15 protein-coding genes and 7 pseudogenes are annotated in these 22,771 nt (G+C 39.4%); 3 read left to right on the forward strand and 19 right to left on the reverse strand.

Features of this window, described 5'->3' with window-relative positions; all coding sequences use genetic code 11:
• Window positions 1-213: 213 nt before the first annotated feature.
• Entirely contained in the window at window positions 214-582 is a 369-nt protein-coding gene (locus ACU52_RS10510) for a hypothetical protein (RefSeq protein WP_053398747.1), read from the forward strand.
• A 69-nt stretch (window positions 583-651) separates the two neighbouring features.
• Here ACU52_RS10510 and ACU52_RS10515 read toward each other — a convergent pair whose 3' ends face one another.
• The 16 genes and pseudogenes from ACU52_RS10515 to ACU52_RS10595 all read right to left on the reverse strand — a co-directional run bounded on the left by ACU52_RS10515 (window position 652) and on the right by ACU52_RS10595 (window position 15,093).
• A complete protein-coding gene (locus tag ACU52_RS10515) occupies window positions 652-2,364 on the reverse strand; it encodes a zincin-like metallopeptidase domain-containing protein (RefSeq protein WP_053398782.1) in 1,713 nt (570 codons plus the stop codon).
• Window positions 2,365-2,369: 5 nt separating this feature from the next.
• Window positions 2,370-2,981 carry a hypothetical protein gene (locus ACU52_RS10520; RefSeq protein WP_053398748.1) on the reverse strand — a complete coding sequence of 204 codons (612 nt, stop codon included), beginning with the start codon at window positions 2,979-2,981 and terminating at the stop codon, window positions 2,370-2,372.
• Window positions 2,982-3,231: 250 nt separating this feature from the next.
• Window positions 3,232-4,766, reverse strand: a pseudogene (locus ACU52_RS10525) (glucosaminidase domain-containing protein).
• A 12-nt stretch (window positions 4,767-4,778) separates the two neighbouring features.
• A pseudogene (locus ACU52_RS10530) lies at window positions 4,779-7,072 on the reverse strand (MutS N-terminal domain-containing protein).
• 8 nt (window positions 7,073-7,080) lie between these two features.
• Window positions 7,081-8,886, reverse strand: a complete 1,806-nt coding sequence (locus ACU52_RS10535) for a hypothetical protein (protein ID WP_053398749.1) — start codon at window positions 8,884-8,886, stop codon at window positions 7,081-7,083.
• Window positions 8,887-8,889: 3 nt separating this feature from the next.
• A complete protein-coding gene (locus ACU52_RS10540; RefSeq protein ID WP_164487895.1) occupies window positions 8,890-9,183 on the reverse strand; it encodes a hypothetical protein in 294 nt (97 codons plus the stop codon).
• A gap of 11 nt (window positions 9,184-9,194) precedes the next feature.
• Window positions 9,195-10,025, reverse strand: coding sequence for a M23 family metallopeptidase (locus ACU52_RS10545; protein ID WP_053398751.1), 831 nt, complete (start codon window positions 10,023-10,025; stop codon window positions 9,195-9,197).
• A gap of 18 nt (window positions 10,026-10,043) precedes the next feature.
• Window positions 10,044-10,694: a hypothetical protein gene (locus ACU52_RS10550; RefSeq protein ID WP_053398752.1), complete on the reverse strand. Its 651-nt coding sequence runs from the start codon at window positions 10,692-10,694 to the stop codon at window positions 10,044-10,046.
• Window positions 10,695-10,713: 19 nt separating this feature from the next.
• Window positions 10,714-11,232, reverse strand: a pseudogene (locus ACU52_RS10555) (hypothetical protein); the annotation flags it as partial.
• Window positions 11,223-11,423, reverse strand: a pseudogene (locus tag ACU52_RS14825) (PcfJ domain-containing protein); the annotation flags it as partial. The pseudogenes ACU52_RS10555 and ACU52_RS14825, both read right to left, overlap by 10 nt.
• 1 nt (window position 11,424) lies before the next feature.
• Window positions 11,425-11,835: pseudogene (locus tag ACU52_RS10560) on the reverse strand (PcfK-like family protein).
• 7 nt (window positions 11,836-11,842) lie between these two features.
• Window positions 11,843-12,100 carry a DUF6926 domain-containing protein gene (locus tag ACU52_RS10565; protein ID WP_005650248.1) on the reverse strand — a complete coding sequence of 86 codons (258 nt, stop codon included), beginning with the start codon at window positions 12,098-12,100 and terminating at the stop codon, window positions 11,843-11,845.
• An 18-nt stretch (window positions 12,101-12,118) separates the two neighbouring features.
• Window positions 12,119-12,336: pseudogene (locus ACU52_RS10570) on the reverse strand (hypothetical protein).
• Window positions 12,337-12,572: 236 nt separating this feature from the next.
• Window positions 12,573-12,920, reverse strand: coding sequence for a hypothetical protein (locus tag ACU52_RS10580; RefSeq protein ID WP_053398783.1), 348 nt, complete (start codon window positions 12,918-12,920; stop codon window positions 12,573-12,575).
• A 923-nt stretch (window positions 12,921-13,843) separates the two neighbouring features.
• Window positions 13,844-14,491, reverse strand: a complete 648-nt coding sequence (locus tag ACU52_RS10590) for a hypothetical protein (protein WP_053398755.1) — start codon at window positions 14,489-14,491, stop codon at window positions 13,844-13,846.
• Window positions 14,492-14,673: 182 nt separating this feature from the next.
• Entirely contained in the window at window positions 14,674-15,093 is a 420-nt protein-coding gene (locus ACU52_RS10595; protein WP_053398756.1) for a hypothetical protein, read from the reverse strand.
• Between the two features lie 131 nt (window positions 15,094-15,224).
• Between ACU52_RS10595 and ACU52_RS10600 the strand changes: the two genes are divergently transcribed.
• Window positions 15,225-16,628, forward strand: a complete 1,404-nt coding sequence (locus ACU52_RS10600; RefSeq protein WP_053398757.1) for an SIR2 family protein — start codon at window positions 15,225-15,227, stop codon at window positions 16,626-16,628.
• Between the two features lie 12 nt (window positions 16,629-16,640).
• Window positions 16,641-18,686: an ATP-binding protein gene (locus ACU52_RS10605; RefSeq protein WP_053398758.1), complete on the forward strand. Its 2,046-nt coding sequence runs from the start codon at window positions 16,641-16,643 to the stop codon at window positions 18,684-18,686.
• Between the two features lie 234 nt (window positions 18,687-18,920).
• On the opposite strand, the gene ACU52_RS10610 is transcribed toward ACU52_RS10605, so the two are convergent.
• From ACU52_RS10610 to mnmE, 3 genes and pseudogenes are all read right to left on the reverse strand, one after another.
• Window positions 18,921-19,931, reverse strand: a complete 1,011-nt coding sequence (locus tag ACU52_RS10610) for a site-specific integrase (RefSeq protein WP_053398759.1) — start codon at window positions 19,929-19,931, stop codon at window positions 18,921-18,923.
• A gap of 92 nt (window positions 19,932-20,023) precedes the next feature.
• A pseudogene (locus tag ACU52_RS10615) lies at window positions 20,024-20,928 on the reverse strand (helix-turn-helix domain-containing protein).
• 250 nt (window positions 20,929-21,178) lie between these two features.
• The gene (mnmE, locus tag ACU52_RS10620) at window positions 21,179-22,630 is read right to left on the reverse strand and encodes a tRNA uridine-5-carboxymethylaminomethyl(34) synthesis GTPase MnmE (RefSeq protein WP_053398760.1); all 1,452 of its coding nucleotides are present in this window, start codon (window positions 22,628-22,630) and stop codon (window positions 21,179-21,181) included.
• Window positions 22,631-22,771 lie beyond the last annotated feature (141 nt).

A 22,771-nucleotide genomic window follows, 5' to 3' on the forward strand; every position in this document is an offset into this window, starting at 1 on the left:
TATCCCCTGTGTGCCTTGTACTCAATCATAAGATTTGGCAATGGCATGAGACTGATAGACAGAAGGCCATTCTATATGATAAGCTTTGGCGTGAAGCTGACGAAATGACCTCTGAATGGTCGGACGAGGAGCAGGAATATTATTTCCGGATAACAGACTAATCCAAATGTGGGGAAATTCTCATGGTTTCCCCACTTAAAACCTGATAACAATATGAATACAAGAAGAATCCTAAAAAGAATCATTGATATTTCTCAATATGCAGGATGGAACGTAGAGGTTGACGATAAAGAGCTGTCAAATGTCCATTTTGATTTCCAACGCTATACCAAATTTGGACAGAATTTCAATTTCGGTGTCAATATGCTTAACGGGAAGATTGACTCCCTTATATCCAATATCGAGCACTATTATGAGGGATTTGACCCAGATTACGAAGCCAGTTTGTGGATTGGTGAGGATGGGCATGGAAAGCATGGTGCCCCATATCATATCAAAGATATTGTAACTGATATGGAAGACGCAGAAGATAAGATATATGAGCTGATTGAGACTCTACGGTTAAAGGCATTGAATCATTGAATATATTACCATTCAGCCGTAGGAGACCTCGTTACCTACGGCTGAATGGCGAAAACTCTTCCTTTATAGTCATCGCCGCATTCCATAACTGTATGCGACGTCTTGTGCCTGATAATCTTTCATTTCATTTAATTTTTCATTAGCCACCTGGACATTCATATCAAGTGAAGAGTCATGGTCATAGGGAAAACTGTGGCTGACTGTTAGACCGGCATTACATGTAGTTCCGAAATCAAGAGAATCGTTTTCCCTGTTATAGGCAAAATACAACGTGTCTCCGCTTGGCAATTCAATGGCCGGCACCCTTTGTTTAACCATCTTGGCGAACTCTTCATTTACCATATCTTTTGCGACTTCTTTTATATCGTCGCTTGCTTGTCTGGTACCATACCTTTTTATGTGATTACGAATTTCCTGCTCGGAGTATTTCAACATAACTTCATATGTGCCACCCACACTGTTGTTATATACAACGGCAAAATCCTTGTCTTCTACCAGCAGATCATCACCCTTGTTCCTGATAGGAGAGGAGAAGGTATATTGCTCATTGATGCCGTTTCCGTCATAGTACTCTTTTGCAGTTCGGAGCAATCCCTCATAATTGCCCTTGTCACGGAATTCGTCCAGTCGGGAAGTGTCATCGGATGATTGCAGGTAGGCAACGGAAGAATAGAAAATCTTTGCGTTGGATACTGGTTGTTCAACTTTCACGCCTTGCTTGTTATCCTGCTGTTCCTTTTTCTCCTTTTCCAATTCTTCTGCAATCTTTTCCACTTTTTGTGTGATCATAGAGGTCGCCTTTTTTACATCGAATAACGTAGTCTTTATGAACTGCGGAGATTCCTTTAACTCATATAGCCATGATTTAAGATAAGCACAGCTATCTTCCTTCAAGACTTTGCTCATTCCGTATCTTTGGGCAACCAACGCGCTGCCCAGTTCTGCAACAAGTTCTTCACGGGCGTATTCCTTTGAGCCGAAAGCCGTCGGCTTGATACGGTCAAGCTGTCCCTCGATTCCTGTACTATGGGTCATTTCGTGAAAAACTGTTCCGTAGAAAGATTCACCATCTTTGAACTGTTTCTTTTCCGGGACGACAATCTCATTTTTCGAAATGGAGAAGTATGCATGATCCTGATATTGTGTCTTGATCGGACAAATCCAAAGATTGTCCCTAATCATCACATCAATAGGTTCAAATGTCATTTTGTCGCCTTCTTCTGTAATTCCTAAAGAGTTCTCCTCTTCCAATTTTGCCCAAAGCTCAGGACGGGCTTCTTGAAGATTAGTCTGGGCCACATTGAATACCCGAAAGACTTGCACTCTTGGATATACATTATACATTTTCTTTTCATCCTCGGAAAGGTTCTTATAATCGTCGTATTTGATTTTTTCCTTTGTATCCTTATGAATGCAAGTGAAAGTGGTAAGCATCACAGGGAATGACCGTTCTCCTTTATTCACGGAAACTCTTGGCTGATTATCGCTGCTTTTCTGTTTCCCATTAGGCTGATTGAGACGTTGTATGCCATCAAAAGTGCAGAATCGAGGTATTGTATAACCATTTTTCTCACAGTGCATAAGGAGCATAAGCGCATTCATACCATTGTACTCACGTCCTGACAGATTCTTAGGCCATCTTAGACTACCTTTTGTGAACCAGGGTTTGCTCCAATCTTTGCTGATGGTTTCAATACGTTCAATCATCATCTCGGCAAAAAGATCAAGAGCCTTATCTTCACTGGATTTTTCATCACTTTTATAATTCTTATATCCTGCCATATCCATCAGTTGTTAGGATTGTACTGCGGTTTCACATACTCCGACATCTCTGTTATCTTGCAACTGACATTCAGTTTGTCGTTATATACAGACAGGTCCAAATCCCCTTTGACTTCAATGGCAGTCTGTGGCTGAAGCCACCCTTCGCGCTTATCGGTAAAGCTGAAGAACCTCACCCACAAATATTCAAAACTATCATTGACCTTTTCTGTAGTAAAGCCAGAAAACTGGATATAGCTTTTCCCTTTCTTGTCTTGTCGTTCATCGATACTCTTGCCTGTTTTACCTCGAAAAAGCATAATGCCTTTAATCGAATCTTCGCCTGAAACTCCGGTAAAATTGGCCGATGAAGCAGAGAGATTGAAATAGATATTCTCACCACGCTTCTTGAATGTCAGCATACCTGATATTTCAACTCTTTTCCCAACGACAAAACTTGCCAAATCTCTTTCATCTCCATTACTGCTGACCGAAATATCAATCAATTTCCCATTGCCGCTTTTTGCAGGAATCGTTACGCTCATGGCAAATGCCATATAAGACTCTCCATTCTTGTTTGTGCGCATTTCTGCTGCTCTGCTGACTGTTCCGCAGATTTTCACATCACATTTAATCATATTGTTGTAGTTTGAATTTAACCAAAGACCATTTGACCATTTTCTGTCTGTTAAACTGAACTACCGACAACACAAACTTAATCCGGTCCACGAATTCTTATAAAGACTATGCCTAAACCAAGAATTATTTGTATACCTATAATCACGAGTGTAGCCACAGATCCAAATAATCGATAGCATAGATAGGTATACAGCACAGTCCAGGATAGTCCGACAATCAATACTCCTATGTAAATCATCACGCGCTTCATTATCTTCTGATTTGCTCATTCCTATTCTGTTGTTCAGAAAGACATTGCTCAAAATTTTCCGATACCTGATATGAGAGTACGATGGAATTGACCATTCCGGCAATTCTCATACGTTTACTCTCGTCAGACAGGTTGGGATTGTTGAGAATTACTGAGAGCCGACTCAATTCATTTGAGGACAACTCCCTCATGAATTGCACATTACCATTGTCGGCTTTCAAAACAGCCTTGTTGTCCTCATTGACAACGATATCACAGGTCTTCATATTGGGTAATAGAGATGTCAAATCAATCGTACGTCGGTTTGCCATGTCCGAAACAGCAGCCAGCTGACTTTTTTCGTCTTTATTGTCAATAATGACAGCCAGTGCCATAAGCGAGGAGAATGCAGTGACGACCATATCAATGATAGGATCATTGCTGTCAGACAAGCCGACACCACTGTCTTCTGATGAAAGAAGCTTTTTCATCCATTCTTCAGGACTCTGAACTTTGGAATCACGCTGTGCATGTGCAGGATCAGCTTTATATTTTGCTAATAGATCATTGCCATCATGCAGTGCCTTTGTTTCGATGTTGCCTTTTTCTGCAATTTCAGCAAGATAAATTGCTGGATCGACATCCCTTTTCGAGCCATCAGCAGTAATTTGTGTCACAGCAAAATGCAGGTGTTCGCCGGTCGTTCGTGTACCCGTATTTCCGGAAACACCAAGTTTCTGTCCAGCTTGAACAGTGTCGCCCAACTTGACATCAATAACCGACAAATGCATATATACATTCTGAATCTTGCTCCCGTCTTCCCGTTCATATTCTACCGTTATACTTTTACCCCCAGGCGCATTGATGTTTTGATTGACTGCTACGACCTTACCATTGTTTTCTGTAGCTAAAACTTCGTCTTTATTGCAACGTATATCAATACCTTTATGCATAACTTGCCCAGATCCTACAGTAGTAGGGTCAGCACGCATACCGAAAGGAGAAGTAACAAACATGAACTCATCCCTCTTTACAGGAAAAAATAGTGTTTTTGTTCATGCTCAGACACTTTCTCTTTCTTTTCGGAATGCAATTCTTCCATAACCATCTGGTCATACTTTTGCAGGCCATTAATCTCAATGATCTTCTGAAGGCTGTCAGCATAATTACTACCACTTGCATAGCCGGCATCAGCTAAGCCTTCAGTCCATCCTTTATAGCCATCAGGCGATAGTTTGAAACAGTTGGAATAACGCTTATTCTCTACAAGAAACATCGAATGATGCTCATAGGACTCAGTAACACTGTCATAGCTGCAAAACTTTTCATTTGCTTTATCATCAGTATATAAGCCATATCGTCCTCCTTGTTCTATCCACTTGGAAGTGGCCTTTATGCCAAAATGGTTGTTTTCATTAAGAGCTAACTGGCTCTGACCATTACTGCTTTCAAATATTCCCTGCGCCAGAGTAACGGATGCCGGAATGCCATATTTGCGCATCTGCTCCATGGCAATTTCGGCATATTGTTCTGCATACTGTATATTCTTGTTCATATAGTTGTTGATTTATCTGCGCAGACCATGGGGCTTCTCGTTTTCCTGTGCAGAGGTAATTTCATCTGTCATCTTATGCTTTTCTTCCAGTTTGTCACAAAGGGCAACACGTTCCCCAGCACGAATCAGTTTGGGAAGGTGACTGTCAAGAGAATGCAATGGAAATTCGACTACTTTTTCAAATACACTGTCAGAATCTTTTTGAATAGGCAAACCCAATATATTTGCAGTCTTCTCAGCATCCTGATTGTAAATTCTATATTTCTCACCAGTACGAAACAGAAGAACGGCATCAGGATGTTTGTCCTTGATTTTATCCCATTGTTTTGCCGTTTCTGATTTCTCTGTTACCTGTTCAGGCTTATTGCTAGGTTCAAGATTGTCCTGAATATTTTTTTGGACAGCTTCATCAGTTTCCTTTTCGGAAGGAATCTGTTCCTGTGACTGTCCCTTTTTCAGGACATCTGCATAAAGAGTTGCGGCAAGATGTTGTTTGAACGTATCCCTGTTCTCCGCCACCCACATCTGCTGCCACTGCTGCGGTGTGACACCCGTGGTTGCAGCTTTTGGCTGTCTATAGTTGCTGCGCAGAGTATGGCTCCATTCTTGGTTTTGAATACAGATACACGCTGTATGCGGTTAAGGTCAATGCTCTCGTCTGCTGTATGGAAAAGATCCACTTTCAGGTCAGGTTTGCTTTCAGCAAGTGTATAATATTTCTTTGCAAGTTCGTCACGTACTTTATCAATATTATCCAATGATTGCCTCAAAGTAGTGAAAAAACGGTTAAGGTCTTCCTTGTCTGGATAGACACTGTAGCCATCCTTACCCTCTGGTTTGATGAAGAGTGCCCAGCGATTATTGTCATCTTGCACCATCTGAACCTGCTCAAATGACATTTCTTCAGCTTTCTTTACGGCAGGGGCTGCATTTATTGTTGAGAGTGTTTCCAATGCCCAGTTCTTTAGTCTCGCGACTTCAATCTGTTTTTCTGCGAAATATCTATCATCTGGCCTAAATCCCAAGGCACCGTCCGGATTGTAGAATCTTACTTCTCTCATTCCATTCTTCTCCAACGCTGTCTGAATACGTTGTTTATTCATGCCCTTTATTTCATTGTTCACTTCCAGCGATGCACCTGCAGGGAGTATTACATCTGCAATACCCTTCTCTTTGTCAATGACAAGAACGATGGTCTTATTATCCTTGTCCGGATATTTCTTGATTTCGTCAGCGACAATATAGTGCTTCGGCATCTGTCCCTTCATTTGTTCGGTCTGCCTATGGTTGCGCAAAGTGGCATACTCAATCTTCTCTCCGCGTTCTGCTTTACGTATTACTTCAAGAGCGTTGTTGACATCACTTTCGATAGCATCTATCAGATTGGGATTCTCTTTCAGTTCCCGATTCCAATAATCTGTCAGTTCAAGACTGGCATCAGATAATCTGGCAGGCAAACCAAACTCCAGCATCTTTATCCCTGAAGCGATTTCGGTAACCAGTTTTTCTTGCTTGACAGCATCCTCAGTAGGAGGAATACCATTTTTCATAATCATACCTTCTCTGGCAAGACGCTGCTGATGACCGGTTGCAGACACAATTTGCCGTAGAGCCTCCTGTACATAGTCTGTGTAATGTATGAAGTCTTTCTGACGAGGAATGTATATGGCATCCTTTTGTGTGTCATAATGAGCTATTCCACTGGCATCAGTGCGGATAGGGGACAGATTCTGAGTGATGGATTGCAGAAAATTATTGAATCGTGGCCTTAACTCTCTGAGTTCCTTTTCGCCAAATCCCTGTTCAATACTATTGCCGTATTTGCCTAAGGCCTCTTCATATTCTTTCTTGTCAACAAAGGGCAACAGAGTCTGATCAATATTGAACAATGTCCGCACTTCTGCATTGTGTATACCCTTATATTGAGCTTTTTCTTCCGGAGCCAGTCGTACATAGTCAGATCTTGATATTATTTCATCGGGATTATTCCGGTTTACATACTTATTCCAATTATAGAATAGGAACGGTACGCCCTTTTCGTTTTCCCTCACTGATGCACCCCTGGCTTTGGCTTCGCTATACAACGTGAATAAATTACTTTTGCAGCCATTCTTGTCTGAGTGCAACGCCATGAACAAGGCATTGAATGGACTCACTGATACTCCTGTCGGATAGAAGCATGGATAACCTTTTCCTGAAACGTTGAGCCAGTGACCACCAGCTTCAGCTGCTCCACTCAATGCATTGGAAAGCAATTCAATCTGTTTCTCTGCTGCGTTTATTTCAAACTTTGTCTTCTCTTTCATATTTCCTGTCATTGTATTCCTCTGGTCCTTATGATAGTTTCTCTATCATTGTTCTCATAGTTCATTTCTGCCAATTGCTGAGTCTGGTCGCACTTTGCTAGAATTGCATTAGCCAGAGTGTTAAGAGGCAGTGCGCCTGCATTGTATGCGGCAATCACTTTTTCAGGCAATTGGATTGTACATGGGATTCTATCTATTACAGCAATGAGATTACCTCCTTGCAATATCGGGTTGGAAATTCTAGGATTAAGAGCTTCTTCTTGATAGATGCGATAACGGATATTCTTCTTGCTCTTGCTGTTATTTGCATTATTCTGTTGCCAGTCCAGGACTTCATGTCCGGCTTTGTTCAATAAATTTGCACCGCCGAATCCTATCATCAGCATTTTGAGAATAGGATTCTTTATAAAAGCCCCGGCAACTATACTGGCAATAGGTATAAGATTATCGCCAATATTCAATGATTTTGTTTTACCTGTGAATATTCCCAACAGAATATCGGGCAACATGGAAAATACATATCCCAGATTTTTAGTAACTGCACCAAAGTCACCAAGTCCCAATGCTGACACAAAACCTTCCCAGCCGTTTTCATTCGTTTGCTGAACCTCTCTCTCTTCATGATATTGTACTACGTTGCTATCCTGTTGTTCAAATACAGTTGATTCCGCAGGTGCAGAAGACTCATCAGTAGGGGACTTTGTACCTGAAGATTTGAAGACATCGTATCTTTTCCTCTCTTTCTCAGCGGTCCTCTGTTCAAGTCCTTTGAGATAGGCTTCCTCATATCCCGGTGCTATGACTTTGGGGACATCTTTATATCTTTCCTTTTGATTCTGAACAGATTGTGTGAATTTTGAAAACATGTTTGGAGAATTTTTTGTCATCCATTCTGAAAAGTCATAAGTAGAAATGTCTATCTTCTGAGAAAGACGCTCATTGGTAGCGATGATATATTCGTTTTGTTCTTTGCTTATTTTATCTGCCTGTTTACGAAAATCGACAAAGACATTAATATCACTTCCGAAAACGCCTTTACTGATACAATTCTCTACCGATAAAGGCTTATCCTTTTCATTTGGCGACGCAATTGCATTGATAGCAAGGTCAAATCCAACAAATCGTGCAAAAGCTCCCCAGCTGCCAATACCGCCAAATGAAATGGCATCCATGCCCGCTCCGATTGCCCATCCTGCACCTTTTTCAGCTTTTGATGGTTTATATGCTGCTTCACCCCGTTGCTCTATTTCTGCGGCAAGAGGCGATTGGTTAAGGGTAGAAGCCAATCCCAATAAACTGTTTTGTGCAGCTTTTCGTATGATGTACTCCGCAGAAGATTTCGGCATACTGTCTTTTACCAGTCTGTCTATCATCATCTGTTCAATGCGATACTGTATGTATGCGTATGCAAGGTCTCCTCCCAAATTTGAAGAAAGTTCATCGTACCGTTCTCTGCCAACTTCTGAAACCACTGTAGAACGCCATTCATTGGCCAGCATTGCAAGATCTTCCTGAAAGTCTTCATTACCAGTAACCTTATCATTGCACATTGCAATATAATCTTCAGTAGTCTTTGAGTTCCATTCACCAGTCAGTTTCAACGTCTGATATGGATCAAGCATCGGATTCTGTGCAGATGCCATTGTACTGAGAATACCGGCAGGACTTCTTGAATACTCTGCCATCTCTTCGAGTTGCTTTTTCTGAAGATATTCTTCCGTGTCACGCATAACAGGTGCGATATGCAGGTCGAAGTAATCATCCAGCACCCTTTCTATTTCGGCAAAACGTTCCTTATTCTTTATCTCGTTCATATACTAATAGTTCTGTTGTTTCAACAGTTGTTCTTTGGTTTGTTCTATGGCATTGTGGTATATTTCCATTTGTTTCGGGAAGAACTCTTCCAGCCATTTGTCTTTTTCTATTCTGTCTTGGATGAATCTGATTGCGCTGTCCTTGTCAATTTCTACAGACATTTCACCTTCCTCATGGTTGTTGAACAATGCTTTGGTCCACCAACGAACTCCAGCACGGTCCGGATATACAGAAACTATTCTCGGAATATCAAAACTCTGTACATCAATATCCAATTCGGCTAAAGGGTCAACGATACCGCTATCAACTATTGCTTCGGCCTGAAGTTTTTTTTTACTTCTTCGCTCATAGAGGATATATATACGTTATGTCTGAGAGCGAGATAGTTCAAGAAGTCGGCAATCAACAGATTCTGAACCTTATTTGCTAACGGCAATGCCCTGCTGCCAATTCCTAAAGGATTTGCCATGCTTGGCATAGTTTCATAGAAATAATTCTTTATGGCTCCTACCGAGAACACATTTCTTAGAGACTGTACAGTATATTCCGGTACGATGTAGTCTCCATGGAAAAGATCTTTCATATACACAGGAAGAAAACGAAGCATAAGTTCTTCTATTTCTTCCTTGTCCTTATCATATTTTGTCTTCAGCCCACTATCAAAATTACCCATACCGGATAATTCTTTGTCTCTGGAGAATTTTGTGGCCTGAATATTACCATACAGCATCGTCAGAAACTCTATCGGATTCAGTTCTTCACCATTGAAGCTCACTGCCAAATGCAAACTGTTTCCGCTGACAGCAACAGGTTGCCCTGCTTTCACGGTTTGTCCAAACTGGGCGAATACGTTTGCCAGGCCACTATAGGATACTTCATACTTCCCATATCGAACAGTCAGGTAAATTCCCTGTTCTCTATCATTCCCAACTCCGGAAATGATACCGCTTGCCAGTGCAGCCAGCGGATGATGACTGATTCCGAAGTCTATGCCATGATTGAAGAACGTATTCCCGGTTGCAGTATCTTTCTGTTCGCCATAGCCCATAAGGACCTTTATATCTTTGCCTTCGTCTTCCTCGAAGGGCATACAGTAGCCACTTGGCGATTGCAAGATCATTTCTTCTGTATATTTCATATCATAATTTATTAAATCCTATCGTCTGATTCCACTGCTGTAGCCTTGCTGTTCCTCTTGTGATTGTGAATGCCTCGCAGTTTCGGTTATTGTAATTCCCTGTTGCTGTTTGGAGTTATTACCTATGAGCATCATGGTCAATAGGGCTCCCGCTATTTTGCCAAGCCATCCGAACCTTCCGAAGACAAGGAATGCTCCGGCAATCAATCCTACTATGCTCAGCCCTGACACTTTGCCTTTGCCAAGATTGCTGAAAAAGTTCTCGAACATGTTTCCAGCATTGCCTCCACCAATTCCTCCAATAAAACTGGAAATTCCGTCGAGAGAAGACGATAAGTTTTCAGCTGACTGGCTGACACCATCAATGGCCCTTTCCGCTTTGTCCGTAAGGTTGCTTACTTTGGCTCCGGCTGAATCCAAAGTGTTACCTATCGCATCACTGGTCTTTTCGCCAACTATTGCATCACTGACAATTCGTACTACGCTTTTGTCCGTAGTCAGTTTCTCCCAACCTGCATATCCGGCTGCTGCACCAACCGTAGCAGTTTTCATGGCACTTCCTGCGCCCCTTAATGTTTGAGACGGATGCAGGACTGCGCCACCGATGCTTTTACCTGTTGCCGTAGCAGCCTTTCCGCCGTATTTCAAAAAAGAACTCCAAAATCCCATACTCTTCGTTTTTTAATTATCAATATTTTCCAGCTTTCCCACTTCGTTTCCAGCGTCTCATCGCTGATTCAACTATCTTCGCTTTGTTGGCTTTAGGACGTTCCAGTTCACTGATTTCAGCCCAGATGTCACCAAGTGAGGTATATTTAACAGCCATACTTAGCCTTTGCAGTTTCTTATTCATATATTGCAACTTAGGACGAATGCCGAACACTATCTCCATGCGTTCTTTCTCGGTCATCTTATTGTCAGACAGGCACGTCGTCCGTATATCATTTACTATCTCTACTGAGTTGTAGATTAGCTCTCTGTATATCTTGTTCCTGTTTGTGGATAATGCAACAGCCAATGCGTTGTCGGGACTCCTTGCAAGTTGACGGGTAAACTCTCCCATGTTTTCAGTCAGGTTGGTTATCTCATGGTAGAAACCGTAAATTTGGGCTGCATAGCTAACGATTGAACGAAAAGAATCAAGGTAGTCGTTGAACTCTCTCTGCAAGTCTGTCACAGCCTCGACCTCTTCCTTTGTCCATATATAGTTTCCGCAAGAGTGTGTCCGCCTTTCCAGCGGTGTCCACATTCCGAACAAGTGATAGTTCCGCCTTTTGTGCGGTAGGCATGATGCTTGAAGCAATGTTCAAAAGCGTATGCTTTCTGCTTGTCTGTCAGTTCGGGCAGTCCGCTTGACAAACGGACTACCTCTTTCTGTATGCGTGTTCTCGGTTTCATATCAAAAATCAAATAATGAGGGTTGGACTTGTGTTTCTTTTTTCGCTGTCGGCTTGTTGCGGTTCTGTAGCTTTTGGAGTTCCATCTGCTGATATTGGGCAACCGCCTTTCTTCTTGCTTCCTGCTTTTCCTCTTCTGTCAGTTCCACCACATGGTTTACAACTACTTGACATTGTATAGGCTTGCCTACTTCAATCTCGTTTTCATCGTAATAGTGAACGGCTTGTCCGTAAATCTCTCCGTCTGAAAAGCCGTTGCAACCGCTTTTCTGCACATAGTTCAGAATGTATGTGACACAATCGTCTATGTTCTTGGCTGGGTTGCGGTAGTTTTTGGCGAATAGTTCATCTTCCGCTGCTCTCTACTCCAAAAACATCTGTATGGTTCGTTTGAAATGGTCTGTTCCTTTCATCATAATCTCAAATTTTAGTCGGGTTGTCGTTCAAATAAAGTATCTCGCAATCTTCCACTTCTGTGGGAAGTCCGAAAAGGGGGTAATGGGTGAAATAAGGCTGTGCGTTCCCTTCTTCATCTGTGAGGGGTGAAACATCTTGTACTTGCCATTGCTTCATCCATCTGTCTATTGTCTGAACTTCATCGTCTGTGAGTGCGGTTGCATCGCCATTGATGATGTAGGCTAAACTCCATGTGGGTATCTTTTCCGTTGTCCTGTTCATATCCGTTCCTTTATGTGGTCAGACAATCTCTTGTAAAATCTCCGTGTGGTATTGTGGGGGCATTCCACCAAAAGAAAACCGATAAAATCCTTTCTCGCTTCCTTGTTGAGTTCGTGGTATAGCCTTCTTAGGGTTGAATGGTTGCCGTTGATGTAGGTTTCCACCATATACTCAAAGATGTTGTCCACCTCGTAAAATCTGCATTGCTGCGCTGCTGTCTTGCTGTATCGTTTCATAATGTTATGCTTTTGGGAGTTAATTCAAAGTGTCAGTAGCCATAGGAAAAAGCCGAAAATGGCAATGAGGAATATGATGAATACCATTACATTGATAACCATTCGGAATACTCCACAGACTATTTCTCTGATGATGTACCAAAGGATATTGACTATCCAAAGGAAACAGCGCAACAGAAATGCGAATACTGCAAGTCCAATGGATTGCGCTGTCTGTCTTATGTTCATTGCTGCTGTCATTTTGGGTGTCGTTTGTCAAGTTCTACAATTCTGTCAATTCTTCCGTACAATATCTTGCGGAGTGCCGTCTTGTCCATAGCCTTGTATTCTCTCCATTGTCCGTACTGGCTTACAAGGAATGTCCTCAGTATGTTGGAGAAGTCAAACCGCCATCCTTGCAATGGTATCGCACTTTTGAAATAGGTATTGCCGTTTACCTTTTCGGTTATCCAATTCTTTTCCTCTCTGTTCAGCACCTCGCCATTGTTCACTTTCATACGAAGTCTGTAAACCTTGCACTCATGTAGGCTTTCCAATGTCGGAACTTCCCACTTCACGAATTTTGTTGCTACTGCTGCTTCCATATCCATTTGTTTTTATTTTTAATGCGGATTCGAGAGCTGAGGGAGTTGAGTTTCCAACCTTATATGCCTCCCGTTTATCCGACAGTTTTTTTTAATGCGTCTTTCTGTCGCTTCGGTCGTTTTCGTTTCGGGTGCTTCAAAAAAGGTAGGGAGTGGGTAGAGCAAGGGTTTTCAAAGAAAAAATACTACCCGCAGGGCTGGAGATTTTTTCTAAAAACCATTGAGCATCCCAATCCCGGATTTACCTTTGCACCCAGAACGGGAACGATCCACCTGATGCGACTGCCTGAAAGACCATCAAAATGGAGGTAAACGGATGTGGAGGTATATTGGATATGAAATGTTCCGGGAAAAGAAAGAAAGGAAATGTCAAAAAAAGGGATACGGCGAAAACGTGAAACCGGCAAACATTCCAAGAAAGTATGTTGCAACCGTGTGGCTAAACCTGTTTAGTTATGCGGTTGCAATTTTCTTTCCGGTTTGCCGTCATGGGTAATGGCACTTTTCATTTATGGAAGGTGTGGTTACCCATGACTTCCGTTTTCGATTAGAGGAAGCGACAAAAAAAGAAAATCAACAGGTAACAGCCGTAAAAGCACCGCTTGTGGCATAAGCAAAAAAAAGAAAGGGGCCTTGCATCATCAGTCTGAACATGGTTCAGGCGTGACGCAAAGCCCTTTTCTATGCTTATGCAATAGTAGGAACATGGTCGTCAATTTATTGATGATGATGTTCCTACGAATAAATTCGCTTTTACGGAAAAACTTGTCTGTGGAGCTTAAAAAGCTGGATTTTTATTAAATAATATTATATGATTAACAACTTTGTAACTTATTTTGGGTTACTTATAACTTATAGAGAATTCATATATTTACAGTTCCCTTTTTATAGGCTTATTGACTTTAAAATAAAGTTTTTCTAATTTATTTTGAAGGTATATTTATTATGAAATCTATTGGTGTGTATGTAGCTTTTGAAGAAGATAAATTATTGAACGACCAATTATATCCTTTATACCATGATTGAATCATTTTCTGAAAATTCTCATATTTTTTTTGTGTTGTAAAATGATACTTATCTTTTGAAGAAAATGGTATAATAAATGCAAAAGCTATGTTGGCAACTGCAAATAAAGCATAGCAGAATGGATAATTATAATCGTTTGTCTTTCGTACTGAAACTATCAAATATGGAGTATCAATTGGGGTTTTAGCATCACCAATGGCAACTAATGGTAATTTACAATATTTTGTTGAAGAATTTATCCAATTAATTGTTCCTTTGAATTCAAGTAAATATCGCTTTTCAATAACGCTAATAACATATTTGCATAAACATTTATAAACATTTTGAGGTAAGAATTTTAATGAACTGGTATCTAGTAACAATTTCTCTTTGAAAAAATCTTCTATATTTACAGGAAGATCTTTATCTATTTGTATTGTTATTGTTCCTATATTTGTGTCACTTTTAGTTGACTCGTCCAAAGATATTTTAAAATTCTTACCTGTTGTTTTTCTAATACCATTTTTGCCATGAATAGAATGAATTGTCAAAAGAAATGAAAGCATATTTGCTATATCAGGTTCAATGGTTCTACTAAACCGTTCATTGCAATTATCGCATTCTTCAAGACAAATAATACTTTTGTTTCCTAAAGATTCACTGATAGCATGAGATGTATGCTTGAAAGATACTATTGGAATTTTATTGTTACAAAATCTACAAACTCGATTATATTTATTTATTTCTCCTATATAATGCCTTTTTTTGTATTGCCATTAAAAGTTTGTGTATAGTATAATGATGCTATCTGGTATTTGGTATTATCCAAATTGGAAGGTATTGTTGTGATACCATTTAATTTGTTTACTTCCTGTTTTAAATTATATAGTAATATGGCATCATCAATTTTACCAGATACAACAACAAATTTACTGTTCTCTGGTATATTTTCAAATACAGATTTTATTTTTAAGCAATCTTTCTTTATTTTACTTAACTCATCAAATATTTTTAGACGAGACCTAAAGTTCTCATTTGCAACTTGAACGGTGAATATTTGCTTTTTATTATTTGATTCAAATAGGCTAGAGAAAAACTCATAGTCTTTGTACGTTGGTAAATTTATATTTAGAACCTGATCCAACAAAGATACAATTGTAATTATCATGACTAAAAATTTGGGGTGAAGATACTATTTTATACTGCAATAATGAAATTTTTGAGAAATAATGTCTATTTTTATATTCTAATTAGTTATATTTAAGGCAATGTTTTCTGAAGATATAAAAAGTTTATAAAATGAGTATAAAACAAAAAATAGATGAAGCTCAAGCACTGCTTAATGCTGGTGGAAATATCATTAAAACCCGTGATGACCATGAGTTGGTTTTTATTGATAAAGATGGAACTATTTTGAATACAAGTGGTTTTGACTGGGGACTTAATAATACGGAAACTGTTACAAATTCTGTATTTCGTAATCGAATTGAGCCCTGGCTAACTTCATTGTTTCAATCTGAACATTTGTCACTGCTTTGCGGCTCAGGCATAACAAATGCTATAAGTTTCTTAGCAGGATCAAATGGCGGTACTACAATGGGAGCAACTACATTTACCAAGTATGAAGATGAAATTAAAAGCGCCGCGGAAGTCTCTGCAAAAGCATGTGGGCGTGGAAGTGGTAATATTGAAGACCAAATACGAACAGCAAATGATTTACTTCGTGGATTGAAAATTCTAAAGAAAGACGGCGATGCTAAAGAATTAGAAACAGAACTTAATGTAATAATTTCAGAGTTTGCGAAGTCTATATTAAAGTCTGAAAACGGAATAGCAACTGCGAATGAAGAAAAACGTGAAAATGCATATTCAGTACTAGTCAATTTCCTTCTTAGTTTTGCTAGTCGCACAGGGAATAGGGAGAGGTTGAACATTTTCACAACTAACTATGATCGTCTGATTGAAATTGGTGCTGAATTAGCAGGTATTCATTTAATGGATAGATTTGTAGGCACAATGATGCCTATTTTCAGGTCTTCAAGATTAAACTTGGATATTCATTACAATCCGCCTGGAATTAGAGGAGAACCTCGCTATTTGGAAGGCGTTGCACGTTTGACAAAACTTCATGGATCTGTAGATTGGATACAGAATGGTGGTGCAATACGTCGTATAGGGCTTCCGTTTGGAGCAGATGACATAGAGGCCTATTTAAAAGCACCTGGACTATATGGAGCAAATGCCTTAAAACTGATGATTTACCCCAATTCTGCAAAAGATCGTGAAACCGCTGAATATCCATACGTTGAATTGTTCCGTGATTTTGCTGCTTCTATTTGTAGACCGAATAGCACTTTGGTCACTTATGGTTATGGATTTGGAGATGAGCACATAAATAGAGTAATTCATGATATGCTTACTATACCATCAACCCATCTAGTTGTTATTTCGTTCAACGATCCAATAGGGCGTATTCTGCGGTTCTATTACGAAGTAGCACATTATGCCCAAATATCAATTTTGATTGGTAATAATTTGGGAGACATTACTAATTTGGCAAATGATTATTTACCTAAATCTGCTATTGATCGGACTACTATTAGAATGGCTGAACTATTACAGCACCGTATTGGAGCAGCTCCTGTTGTATCTTCAATAACACCACTTACCTCATCTGCAGCAAATACATCAAAAACATCTTAAACATTATAGCTTATGATTACAACACCAATTGAATATCTTGCTTCATTACGTATAGGTACAGTGGAATATATTTCTCCAGATAGGATAGAGGTGCAATTGGATATAGAGTCTCCTGATAGTATAGCCTTAAATACAGGAACACCACGAAACTTTCCGCGTATAAATGGTTATGTTATGATACCTATAGACCTTGGTTTTGTTGTTGGTCAAGTATCATGGATTACTATTCAACGGTCTCCTTATCCTAAACGTAGTGGTTTTCAAGATTTTGGATTGATAGATTTACCTTTCCCATTAAGGAAAATGGAGCTTCAACCAGTAGGAACTCTTGTCGCTAAAAATGATAGTTATCAATTTAAGCGAGGGCTTGAAACATTCCCATCTGTTGGAGATATTGTCATATTACCAACCGAAGAGCAGTTACGTTCTATTATTGAATCAGGAGATAATAGACGCGTTTATATAGGTAATAGTCCACTAATTAGCAATGCTAAAGTAATGATTGATCCAGACCGTTTGTTTGGGCGCCATCTTGCAGTATTGGGTAATACCGGAAGTGGAAAATCTTGTTCTGTGGCAGGATTGATACGCTGGTCACTTGAAAGTGCCAAAGAGCAACTTATTGATAAAACAAAATCAATAAATTGTCGTTTTATTATTTTAGATCCAAATGGAGAATATAGTAAAGCTTTTTCAGATAAGACGGATGCAAAAGTCTATACCGTGAATTTAGAAACTGGAGATGGGAAAAAGCAACTAGAAGTTCCATTATGGTTATGGAACACAGATGAATGGTGTGGATTTACTAAGGCATCGCCCAAAACTCATAGAACTACAATTGTTCATGCGCTAAAAACGGTGAGAAGTGGTATTAATGTGGAATGTCTATCTAAAGAAAAAGAACTTTCCAATTATATTAAAGTCATTTTACAGGCTATTAATATTAGTGTTAAAGAAGGAGCACCATTTGTTAAAAGACCTGCATTCGGCTTTCATAATTCTTTAGTAAAGTGGAGTAAGGGATTTAAGGCAGAAGAAGAATTTTCAGATGAATTAAAAGAATCATTAATCAACTTAAATTCCAAAATATTAAAATTCTGTACTAATAGGTCAGGAGATGGCTATATTGACTACACTTATACAAGAGAAGAAATCAATGAATTGATTACTTTAATGGAATGTGTCTTTTCCAAAGCAGGAGGGAAAGAAGAGGACCTTCTTCCTATTGATGAGGACAGCCCTATACCATTTACGGGAGAAAACTTTGTTCGTTCTATTGAAGCTAATGCAGAGATACTAAATACAACAGATTATATAGTGACATTAATGCCTCGCATCAAGGCATTATTGACAGATGTGCGCGTAAGAAAAGTTATTGATAATGAAAGCCTTAGTTTGAGTAAGTGGCTAGAAGATTATATAGGTTCTGATAATGAAGAGTCACTAACAATAATTGATCTATCGTTACTTCCGTCAGAGGTAACAGGAATTATTACAGCTGTTATTGCTCGCATGATTTTTGAAGCACAGCAGAGATATCTCAAATTGAATAAGCAATGCCTTCCAACCGTATTGGTTATGGAAGAAGCACATTATTTTGTAAAACGATATAATGATGATGCTGAGAATACTGGACCAACTACTCAATGTTGTAAAGTATTTGAGAAGATTGCACGGGAGGGGAGAAAATTTGGATTAGGATTGGTTTTATCATCTCAAAGACCATCCGAATTATCTCCTACTGTGTTGTCGCAATGTAATTCTTTTTTATTACATCGTATATCCAATGACAGAGATCAGGAATTGGTTAGCCGTTTGTTACCTGATAATATGAGGGGAATACTTCGTGAAATGCCATCATTACCTTCTCAATATGCAATATTATTGGGATGGGCATCCGAGTTACCTGTCATGGTTAAAATGAGAACATTACCCAAAAATCAATGTCCTCAGTCTGATGACCCTGATTTCTGGAATGTTTGGGTTGGATCTGAAAATCGTAGAATAGACTGGAATGCAATTGCTGACGAATGGCAGAGTAAGAAAAAAGAGATGTAGGTAAGATGAGGATGACTTTTTATTTTTGATCATCCTCATTTTATTTTATGAATGTTTTAGAGATAGAATTTAAAAATAAAATAGACAAATAAAGTTTGATGCTGCTATAAATCATACTGTATTGTTGCTTATAAAACATAAATTTCGTATATTTGAATTTGGAAAATGTTCTTTTGACTTAATGCAAAACTAGGCAGATAATAGAAATTAGCTCATTTCTAAATCGTTACCTGTCTAAAGGTTTACTTCTTGTAAATTTCTTATTTCCAGTGAATAAGAGAATATGCAATGCCTAAAGCAGTGGAAGGTTATGTGTTTTCTGATTCCGGCTTCGGCTATCCACTGTTTCAGGGGATGATGAGTCATGGATCGGGTTAAGCCTTTGAAGACTTTTCCGGTGCCCCATTCGCCACACAACTCCAGTGCTTCCTGACTGATAGGGAGGGTGGCCTCGGTTTCTGTCTTTTCGGTGCAGATACGGATGTAGTAGCCTTGGTCCGGCCCAACCTCAAAGTCACGCCAGTCCAGCTTCAAAATATCACTGATACGGAGGCCGGTCATGCAAGCGAATAGGGAGGCTTGTTTCAAGACTGGAATCTTGCAGGGTGTAGCTGCCAGTTTCTTGACTTCATCAAGTGTCAAATACTCTTTCTTGACCTCTTTCCATTCTATCTTTTCCAGAAAGTCGTTCAAGTTCTCGCGCAACATCTTCTCTTTATAGGCTATTTTCAATAGGGCACGGAATGTAGAATAATAGCCTGCTGCCGAATTGCGTGAGATATAAGCATTAGGATGATTGATCTGTTTGCATTTGAGCAGGTAATCCCTGAACTTCTCGCACAGTTCCACGGTGACATCACCAAAGGTGCATTTGCCACCGACAAATTTCTCGAAGTGGTTGTAAACGCAATCCCATTTCTCATACTTTTCTCGTGCTTTAGTCCGGAAATAGGCGAGGAAATCTACCTTTTGTTTGTTCTTGTCCAGGAACCCGAATTCTTCATTGATAAGCGACTGGACACGGATACAGCGGATTGCTTCTGCCTTGTTCAGCATATCCTGGTTGAACATTCTTTGCTGCTCGTTCTTTGGCTTGGCATAGATGTAGATGCCGAGAAATTCCCGGCGACTCATCTTCATCGTATAAGGATTGCGGATGGCCGGATAATAATCCAGATAAAGAGATATGCGGTCGTTACGCAATGGCTTTTGTCTCAAAGTTACGTTGGTGCATGTAAGTGTCATAGCTATATTGTTTTTTGATTAATACTTGTTTTTGTTGCAAATAAAATAGGTGTTCTAATGGTGGTATTTATCACCGGAAAATAACTTTCGACTCATTCTATCTTTGGAGGCTCAAAGAACTTGTCCAACTCTGCCCGCAGGATCTTGGTATATTTACCGACCTTGATACGGGGGATATTATAGTATTTCACATAATGGTAGAGTTGGTCTCGTGTCAGATTGAATCGCTCCATCGCTTCGGCAATGGTGTAGTATTTGGGCTCTTCTGGGGCAATGAGACCTTTGGCAATGTCCACATGCTTTTTGGAGTAGTACACCATGATGCCGACCTTCTTCTTGGGAATGGCATTCTTTGAAACAAAAGAATAGATGGCCGTCAGTGTCATACCGAACTTCTCCTGCATGTCTTGCGTGCTGTACCATTCCTTGATTTCAGGATCGGGAGCTTTCTTTGCAAAGTAGTCATCAATATGCTTTTTGCTCCAATAGGTTTTCCACGGTGAAAGGTTCGTGGAATATTATGTTCCTTAGCGATATGAAATATCCAGGAATCCTTTACGCCATACTTCTCCTTGATTTCGGCGGTGGTGTAGAAATCATTAATGGAAGGTTTGTCTCTTACCGGAATCTTAAATTCTATAGACTTCTTGAATAAGTTATCAATATCCTCCTTTTTCAATAGAAACTTATATCCAAGTCGGATGGCTTTAAGTTCACCTCTTTTCAGATAGCCATAAAGAGTAGGTCGGGTTACGCCTATGTATGTGGCAGCTTCTGTGATAGTAAGAATAGGCTTGTCTCTGATTTTTGCAATCGGCTTCTCCTTGATGACTTTTTCGACAATTTGGTTGTTGGCCTTAATAGAAGCCTCACGTTTCTTCTGTTTATACAGAAGGTTTGCACATCTGTGCGAACAACAGGTTGTAGTTGTTTTATGCGCAATGAATTCTTGCTTGCACCACGCACAGATTCGTCTGATTTCAATGTTGCTACTCATGTTATTTCTCCTTATTTCTCCAATATTTTTGTATAACTCCGTAAAATCCCGTAAAATGGCGTAAAAGTTCTCCACGACCTTGCCAACGATAATCCTCGGATTTTCGTGGTGAGGTACACAGGAGGTACAAAAAATGGCGTAAAAAGGCTTAGCAACGATTATCAACGATACTTGAGCAACAAAAAAGGCGCCCCTAAAGAGCGCCATATCAATCGATTATAATTAATTTAACTATTTGATAATCAGGTATTTACTTACCGATGCAGAAATGTTTGAAGATGTTGCTTAATACTTCATCTGTGGTTATTTCGCCACCTACAATTTCTGTTAGGTGAAAAAGACATTGGCGAAGGTCCTCACTTATCAAATCACCAGAAAGTTGGGTATTAAGGCCCTCTTGGACACGGTGGATAGATGAAAGGGCATGACTGAGTGCCTCATAGTGGCGTAGGTTGCTTACAACAACACTATTTTGAGACATGTCAGGTGTAATCGTAAACTCAATTAGTTGTTGTTGTAAATCATAAAGCCCATCTTTGTTTTTAGCAGATAGAGGTATAGTAACATATTTTGATGGAATGCCATCTGATATTGACATATATGAGCAGTCCGCAGTATCTTTATTTGTTATATTGTTTTCCAATGATTTCTTTATATTTTCATTAAGTAAATCAAACTTATTGAGTATAATTACAAGGTGCTTGTCTTTACATCTTGGTATAATTTGCTCTGACAGTTGCTTATATTGCTTTTCTGCACAAGTAGCATCTATGACCCATAGAACTATATTTGCTTGTTCTAATTTTTGGAAACTACGTTTGATGCCAAGGGATTCAATAGCATCCGTTGTCTCACGTATGCCGGCTGTATCAATAAAGCGGAATGTTATTCCTTCAAGGTTTATAGTATCTTCAATAACATCGCGTGTAGTACCATGGATATCACTTACTATGGCACGTTCTTCATTTAGTAAGGCATTCAATAATGTTGATTTTCCTGCATTTGTTTCTCCAACGATAGCTACAGGAACTCCATTTTTTATGGCATTGCCCATATTGAAAGAATTTGTTAGTAGACTTATTACCTTTTCTATTTGATTAGCTATATCTTTAAGTTCTGAACGGTCTGCAAATTCTAATTCTTCATGATCGCTGAAGTCAAGTTCAAGTTCCATTAGAGATGTAAGTTGAAGTAATTTATCACGTAAGAGTGATAATTCTTTACTGATGCCTCCACGCATTTGATTTATTGCCATGCGGTGTGTAGCTGCTGATGTTGCAGAAATTAAATCTGCAACAGCTTCTGCCTGACTTAGGTCCATCTTCCCGTTAAGAAAGGCTCTTTGTGTATATTCACCAGGGCCGGCTGAGCGGCATCCATTTTTGATTAATAATTGCATAATATTTTGCAATATATATGATGACCCATGACATGATATTTCTACTGAATTTTCTCCTGTATATGAATGCGGTGCTCTGAAAATACTTACAAGAACTTCGTCAATGATTTCTTTTTCGTTATTTTTTATTAGGCCATAGGTTATGGTATTCGCAGCCTTTTTACTTAATGGCATACACTTTTTTCCCACTGGATAAAAAATCTTATCAGTGATGCTTATAGCATCTTGTCCTGATATTCGTATTATGCCTATAGCTCCGCCATTCGCTGTTGCAATTGCGCATATTGTATCTTGTATATCCATTTTATATAGCCTCAATGTTGTAGGATAATTTAATGTTTGATTTATAAATAAAAAGCAGAAATATATAAAGACTTTAAAACTTAGTGTTATTGAATATGTATCATATAAATATGGCTGCCTCATTACTTATCTTTGAGACAG

The organism is Xylanibacter rarus (genome assembly GCF_001275135.1).
Taxonomy (GTDB): Bacteria; Bacteroidota; Bacteroidia; order Bacteroidales; family Bacteroidaceae; genus Prevotella; species Prevotella rara.

Excerpts from the sequence above, each read along its gene's own strand:
- ACU52_RS10580 (WP_053398783.1), bottom strand. The coding sequence starts at position 12,920 with ATGGAAGCAGCAGTAGCAACAAAATTCGTGAAGTGGGAAGTTCCGACA.
- ACU52_RS10520 (WP_053398748.1), bottom strand. The coding sequence starts at position 2,981 with ATGATTAAATGTGATGTGAAAATCTGCGGAACAGTCAGCAGAGCAGCA.
- ACU52_RS10605 (WP_053398758.1), top strand. The coding sequence starts at position 16,641 with ATGATTACAACACCAATTGAATATCTTGCTTCATTACGTATAGGTACA.
- ACU52_RS10515 (WP_053398782.1), bottom strand. The coding sequence starts at position 2,364 with ATGGCAGGATATAAGAATTATAAAAGTGATGAAAAATCCAGTGAAGAT.
- ACU52_RS10550 (WP_053398752.1), bottom strand. The coding sequence starts at position 10,694 with ATGGGATTTTGGAGTTCTTTTTTGAAATACGGCGGAAAGGCTGCTACG.
- ACU52_RS10565 (WP_005650248.1), bottom strand. The coding sequence starts at position 12,100 with ATGAACAGGACAACGGAAAAGATACCCACATGGAGTTTAGCCTACATC.
- ACU52_RS10545 (WP_053398751.1), bottom strand. The coding sequence starts at position 10,025 with ATGAAATATACAGAAGAAATGATCTTGCAATCGCCAAGTGGCTACTGT.
- mnmE (WP_053398760.1), bottom strand. The coding sequence starts at position 22,630 with ATGGATATACAAGATACAATATGCGCAATTGCAACAGCGAATGGCGGA.
- ACU52_RS10595 (WP_053398756.1), bottom strand. The coding sequence starts at position 15,093 with ATGATAATTACAATTGTATCTTTGTTGGATCAGGTTCTAAATATAAAT.
- ACU52_RS10590 (WP_053398755.1), bottom strand. The coding sequence starts at position 14,491 with ATGCTTTCATTTCTTTTGACAATTCATTCTATTCATGGCAAAAATGGT.
- ACU52_RS10610 (WP_053398759.1), bottom strand. The coding sequence starts at position 19,931 with ATGACACTTACATGCACCAACGTAACTTTGAGACAAAAGCCATTGCGT.
- ACU52_RS10600 (WP_053398757.1), top strand. The coding sequence starts at position 15,225 with ATGAGTATAAAACAAAAAATAGATGAAGCTCAAGCACTGCTTAATGCT.
- ACU52_RS10510 (WP_053398747.1), top strand. The coding sequence starts at position 214 with ATGAATACAAGAAGAATCCTAAAAAGAATCATTGATATTTCTCAATAT.
- ACU52_RS10535 (WP_053398749.1), bottom strand. The coding sequence starts at position 8,886 with ATGAACGAGATAAAGAATAAGGAACGTTTTGCCGAAATAGAAAGGGTG.